Here is a 4,395-nt window from a genome sequence, read left to right as displayed (position 1 = left end):
AGCAACCCACCAAGCGCTGCATAAGAGGTTCCCAGTGCTTGAAGATGATGAGCTTGCAGCTATGTATGGATTTACCAAGAGTGCATGGTGGCAAGCACAAAGCGCTTATGACAAGGCTCAGGCAGATTTTGAAGAAAAGCTAAACCAGGAGGATGAGGATGAATAAAATCACTATCGAAAAACAGCTTGCAGATGCACTTAATAAATTGGAGCTACTAAACACAAAAGACCTTTATGGTGATGAAGACAATTTAGAGCTTGCTGGAATGCAAGTGGATTGGGACAAATCAATTTTTGGAGTTAAGAGATGGAGTTGAGTGCGGGAAGGTTATTATCGTTCTGAACAAATTTCTTTGTCTTTGCCACCTATAAAGTCACCTCCTCACCCGCGCTCTGGCGGTCAATGAACGCCAGATACTGCTCGTACTTCCTCAGCATCATGTTCTTGGCGTATTGCTCCATATAGTTGTAGTCAGGCTTACCCGCATCAGTAACGGGAAGCATCACCTGCATCTTCTTGATTCTTGCATCGTTTATCTCACGATTAAAGTTGAAGTTTGAGCCTTGTCTTTCGATTGTCGTTACGAGGAAGAGATACACAAACTTCGATGTGCCCTCACGCTTCAGGCTTGTCACATGGTCGCTCGCTACGAACTCAAATGGCTCATAGAACGCAGTTCCAACGCTCCCACTGTTTGCAAGGCTAATGCAGTCGCTAAATGAGCGTGTACCTGCTGTCGCCTTGACGTAATCATCAACACCGTTGTTGTTTGCCGTCGATGAGACATAAGGGATAACGCCCGGCACATGGTCAGCATTCTTCAGACGTTTTCCGCGTTGTATACCCGAAAAAACGTCGGGGATAAGGAAATGTCCCCATTCCTTCTCATTCAGTGCAGGTATTTCCTTGTATTCCAGCTGGGAGAGCTGCCCTGCGATGAAGTTTTTATACCGCATGAGCATACCCCCCCTCACTTCAGTGGAGTAAAGCGTCATGTAGGCATAGTCGGGATTGCCCTTGTCATCGATGGGGAGCATCAGTTTCTGACGCTTAACGCGATTCTGAGAAAATTTATAACCATACTGATATTTCCCAGCTACGGAAATATCAATGCAAGTCTTGATAAATAGGCCTTCAGCTTCACCAAAAGACTTATTGCCACTAATTTTCTCAACATGGTCAGTTGCAATAAAATCAGACGGCTGAAAAAGCACAGTACCAACTGTCGCACTATCTACAGTCAAAACACCACCTTTCTCAGTCGGTTCATTTCTGTAACAACTATCCAATCCATTATTAACTGACGCGCATGTTATTCTCGGCGTACTTCCATTTGCAATCAATTTGCTAGGATGCGTTGTAGTTGTACCACTAACACTGAATACATCGCCAATAATTCCTGTTGACCACTCCTTCTCACTCAGTCTTTCCATCGTCAGCACCTCCCTCGAACAGATATTCTCGGTTCTGCATGACCATGGAGAACTCGAACGTCAGATAATCGCCGATAGACTTCTCGAAGTCCGCATCAGTAGGAATCTCATCGTTGAAGTAGTAGAAGCTGTGCAGCCACTCGTCATCCGGCTCGACCGTGGACTCAACGCAGAACTTCGACGGTGCCTCAACGCGCCCGAACCACACGTCCAGCAAGTGCTGGCGCTTGTCCTTGGCAGAGTCGCCCTCGACCAGCCCAACATGTGCCCTGACCTCGTAGCCGTCGTCCCTAAAGTCGATGAACTTGCAGACCTTGTCCTTCGGATGCGGCTCATGTGCCGTGAAAACGGCAATGACCGGGTTCGTGCCCACGCCATAGAACGTGTCCGTGTTGCAGGTGATGACTCCCTCAAGCGTGTGGTGCTTCATGATGGCATCCTTGAACGCCTGCTCTGCCTTGGACTTGCTGCCCGTCATGGATGACTGCGGAACGATAACCGCAGCACGCGCTCCGACCGTCAGAGAATCCAGCATGTGCTCAATGAACGAAAGCTCGTACTGGCTCGGGTCTGCCTTCGTACCCTGCGAGTACGGAGGGTTCATCAGACCAACCGTCGCGCCCTTCATCTGCACCTGTGCCGGGTTCTTGACCAGAAAGTCGCTACACTCGAGGTTGCTGTTGCCGTCACGGCGCAAAATCATGTTCGCAGCAGCAACCGCGAACATATTGCTCTGAAGCTCGAAGCCGTGAAGCTGCTTCTTCTTGATGCTCTTACGCTGCTGGTCACTATCAGCCATGAGAAGCATCTTATGCATCGCAGAAATCAGAAATCCTGCTGTGCCACACGTCGGGTCAAGCACCACGTCGTCGGGGTGGATATCCACCAAATCGCACATCAAATCCGTGATGTGGCGAGGCGTCAAGATGATGCCCAGCGTCTGCCCGTCACCGCCCGAATAGCTCATAAACTCGCCGTAGAAACGCCCGATGAAATCCTCGGAGGTCTTCTGATACTTGATGTTCTTGAACACGTGCTCATACAGAAATTCCGTATAAAACTTCAGCGGCGTCTTGCCAAGCGTCTCGTTGACCTCGTTTAATCTAAAGCTGGTCTGCAAGATGGTAAACTCCGCAAGAAGCTTGTCCTTCTTCGCATCCGGCCCCACGTTAGAACGGGTCAGACGCGTCTTGATGGCGTTCATCAGCTTGTCGCCGTCACGGTTGCCCGCAATCTGGTCACCCGTCAGCGAATCGACGCTGAATCCGCCGTATTCGATTTCATCGAGTGCCAACAGAATACCCGCAACAACCAGCGGCTTATCCTGGTCTTTCAGCGTTCCATATGTTCTCAGATACTCGTGAAGCTCAGCAGCGTCCTTTAGAATCTGTTCCGTCGTCTTTTCAACATCGGTAGTCTCTTCCAGAACATACCTTGTGTAGTACTCGTTGATGTTGCTCGGTGAGAACCAGACGAAAGATTCAATGTCCGGCAACTGCTTGTAGCTTTCACGGTCATCGACCCATAAAGGCGTAATAGTATGATGTTTCTCATCGCCAGAAACACCAACGGCAAACACCTTCTTGAAGCTGCTGTTCTGTGCAATATGCTTTCCGTAAAAATAAGCTCCGTTGACCGCATAATCAGTGACAGATTTGACGGCTGTGTCAATCACACCTTTATCGGTCAGATTGACATGCTTATCCAGAGCTGCTTTATCCTCAATGACTAGCACAAAATCACCGATAACGGCAACATATTCTGGATACCCGGATTTTCCAGTCCCTCTTTTCGATGCGGTTTTCAATGCCTCATCAATTTCTTTGGTATTGCTCCCTTGAGCGTCGAACTTGATGCCGCACTCATCGAGCTGCTTTGCGACCCAAAGGTCAGTTTTAACTTCCTTTTTTGCCATTATCTCTCAGCCTCCTCTGCATTTTCCTCAATCCACTCACGCAGCATCGCTGAGATGGATTTCTCCCTCTTGGCTGCAATGATTTTTAATCTCTTCTTATCCTCTGCCGTCACGGAGAGCGTCAGCTTGGTTCGCCTGACGTTCCCTGACGACGTCTTTTCGTCTTTCTTGTTCATATCAAGCTCTCCTATGATACGTATTCACGTAATTACGTATTATTATATAACATTTCACCAGATAAATCAACCTTTTTCGTGTCCTTCAAGACCGTCTGAAAACCTATCAAGGCAATAGGACACATAGACACTGAAGCATACATAAAAAACGTTTTTGCGTAGACAATGATTATACATACAACAAGAAAAAATATACTGATACGGTTCAGCGCTTTACCATCCATTATGGTGCCAACAAGCCCTTGAAGGTGAAGCGCTCATTTAGAAACCAAGCGCTGAGCTTAAAGGATTCTGTTGTTGTCAATAACATAAGGACATATTCTATAGATAAGCTTGCACGGATGAAAATGAGCGCTTACATGAATAGAGACCGAATAAGAGATCTATACGATGTTGCTTTTATCACAACCCGCTACTGGCAAAACTTATCTGATGTTGTAAAAGATCAGTATAGAGATGGTTTTGCAGAAAAAGGTATTGAGCAGTTTGATATAACACTTGCAACACAAGCTGATGATTTAATTGATAAGAATCATCTTGCGGAAATGTTCTTACAAGCGCTTGATATTGCAGCCGTTCGGTATACGTCAGAAGAAATTGAATCTTCTCAAAAACAACCGATGCAACAACGAAATTTACTTGAGGATGATTTGGCAAAAGCTCAAGCACAAATTAAACCCGATAGTGAGATTTATCAGCCTTCAAGGACAGCTTTAGATGAAAGGGGATTTTAAGGCTGATCTATTCGGACACAGCAGGTTATCCGCCAACCCTTTTTCTGCAACCAAAAAAGAGTTATGTATTAGTACGCCCGCAGCAATAAAATCAAACACAAAAAAGCCGTCTATCCAACCCAGAAAGATAGACGGC

General features: G+C 46.7%; 5 protein-coding genes. 2 read left to right on the top strand and 3 right to left on the bottom strand.

All coding sequences use genetic code 11. The annotated features are described in order from the left end of the window. Positions 1-158: 158 nt before the first annotated feature. Entirely contained in the window at positions 159-317 is a 159-nt protein-coding gene (locus HMPREF3192_RS06805) for a hypothetical protein (protein ID WP_156422861.1), read from the top strand. Positions 318-366: 49 nt separating this feature from the next. Here HMPREF3192_RS06805 and HMPREF3192_RS04105 read toward each other — a convergent pair whose 3' ends face one another. The 3 genes from HMPREF3192_RS04105 to HMPREF3192_RS06800 are packed head-to-tail and all read right to left on the bottom strand — an operon-like array spanning position 367 to position 3,525. Further along, positions 367-1,434, bottom strand: a complete 1,068-nt coding sequence (locus tag HMPREF3192_RS04105) for a restriction endonuclease subunit S (protein WP_066305667.1) — start codon at positions 1,432-1,434, stop codon at positions 367-369. Then, positions 1,418-3,349 carry an HsdM family class I SAM-dependent methyltransferase gene (locus tag HMPREF3192_RS04100; protein ID WP_066305665.1) on the bottom strand — a complete coding sequence of 644 codons (1,932 nt, stop codon included), beginning with the start codon at positions 3,347-3,349 and terminating at the stop codon, positions 1,418-1,420. Before HMPREF3192_RS04100 ends, HMPREF3192_RS04105 begins: the two co-directional genes overlap by 17 nt. Beyond that, positions 3,349-3,525 carry a ribbon-helix-helix protein, CopG family gene (locus tag HMPREF3192_RS06800; protein ID WP_156422860.1) on the bottom strand — a complete coding sequence of 59 codons (177 nt, stop codon included), beginning with the start codon at positions 3,523-3,525 and terminating at the stop codon, positions 3,349-3,351. Before HMPREF3192_RS06800 ends, HMPREF3192_RS04100 begins: the two co-directional genes overlap by 1 nt. A 248-nt stretch (positions 3,526-3,773) precedes the next feature. Between HMPREF3192_RS06800 and HMPREF3192_RS04090 the strand changes: the two genes are divergently transcribed. Continuing rightward, entirely contained in the window at positions 3,774-4,259 is a 486-nt protein-coding gene (locus HMPREF3192_RS04090) for a nucleotidyl transferase AbiEii/AbiGii toxin family protein (RefSeq protein ID WP_269447687.1), read from the top strand. Positions 4,260-4,395 lie beyond the last annotated feature (136 nt).

This window comes from Atopobium deltae (assembly GCF_001552785.1).
Taxonomy (GTDB): Bacteria; Actinomycetota; Coriobacteriia; order Coriobacteriales; family Atopobiaceae; genus Atopobium; species Atopobium deltae.
Note: the sequence above shows the minus strand (reverse complement) of the source record. Positions and strands in the feature narration are given on the sequence as shown.